Here is a 1,233-nt window from a genome sequence, read left to right on the forward strand (position 1 = left end):
AGCCTCCAAAAAGCAAATTCCCTTAGCATAAATAACACCAACTCTGAGACATCGAGCGGGTAGCAGCTCAGTCCAACAAGCGATTATGCAACACAAACTGCGTGTCGCATAAATACTAAAGTGTTAGGTTTACTATGGATAGGTTCATCTTCATCACATTACTGTTTATTGCAATATCTGGTTGCTCATCAAAAGGAGGTTTTGTTAAATATGCCAATCCTGATGAGCAATTTATTGATATCCATGGAGATATTGAGAAACCTTTGACATATGAAATCAAGGTTGAGTACAGAACACACTCACAAGTAAGCCAATGTAATAATTATCATATAGCGCTCGGTAGAGACGTAGCTCAACAATTTGAAATCAATTATCGGCCTGAAATAATTGGTGAATTACATTCGATAAGAGTTCCATTACAAGAGTTAGATCCTACTACTATTTGTAAATGGAAACCCGTAATGGTCTTTGTTTGCATTGGTTCAGAAACTAAAGAACCTACAAGCTGTACTAGTGTATTTTCATTTAGAGGCGTTCACGATATTGATCCGATTACCACTTTGGAATGTTTGGAAAATAGCTTTTGTTTCGACAGTAAAAGTAATATTAAGTCAGGTGCTATTAATGAGTTTAACAAAAGTTATCAACTGAACTTGGTGGTAAAGTAAACCTAACAAACGCATTAATGAATGGACGTCTAAAGCTTGGCTGACGCTCGTTCCTCGCTAATTTTAGCCAAGCTTAATCCGCCCATTATGCGGGCGTTATAAGCCAATTGAGCTTACGGATTAGAAAAGCATATTGGTGAAAATTTCATTATAGATAGGAAGTAACTAATGAATATTGACGAACACTTAAAGGTATTAGCGTTAAAAAATAAAAAGCTATTTGGGTTCTCACATACTATGTGTATAGTTTTGGTAATCGGTTTAATAGCTCTTACGTTATCTATTGCTTTACCTCCTTCACTGACAGCAATACTTGTTGGAATTGCAGCTTTTTTTATTTTATATCACTACGCAGCATATGCCGTTAAAAAAACTAACAACAGAATCTCTCTACTAGAAACTAAGTATAAAGATCAAAGTAAAGGCTTATAACAAGAGCAGGGGCGGAGCATACTTTGATTACTTATAAACCAAAGAGTACCTGTGCCCTAAATTTGTCGTTCCAGCCAGCGGTTTTCAATTTGCTGCGTTGACTCGGTAAGCCGCATTCACACTGCTTGAGCAT

General features: G+C 36.6%; 2 protein-coding genes. Both read left to right on the top strand.

Translation table 11 applies throughout. From position 1 onward, the window contains the following. Positions 1-134 precede the first annotated feature (134 nt). Entirely contained in the window at positions 135-668 is a 534-nt protein-coding gene (locus F9Y84_RS21815) for a hypothetical protein (RefSeq protein WP_168756800.1), read from the top strand. A gap of 168 nt (positions 669-836) precedes the next feature. Next, the gene (locus F9Y84_RS21820) at positions 837-1,100 is read left to right on the top strand and encodes a hypothetical protein (protein WP_147391507.1); all 264 of its coding nucleotides are present in this window, start codon (positions 837-839) and stop codon (positions 1,098-1,100) included. The last annotated feature ends 133 nt before the right edge of the window (positions 1,101-1,233 follow it).

This window comes from Pseudoalteromonas peptidolytica, assembly GCF_012641745.1.
GTDB classification, from domain to species: Bacteria; Pseudomonadota; Gammaproteobacteria; order Enterobacterales; family Alteromonadaceae; genus Pseudoalteromonas; species Pseudoalteromonas peptidolytica.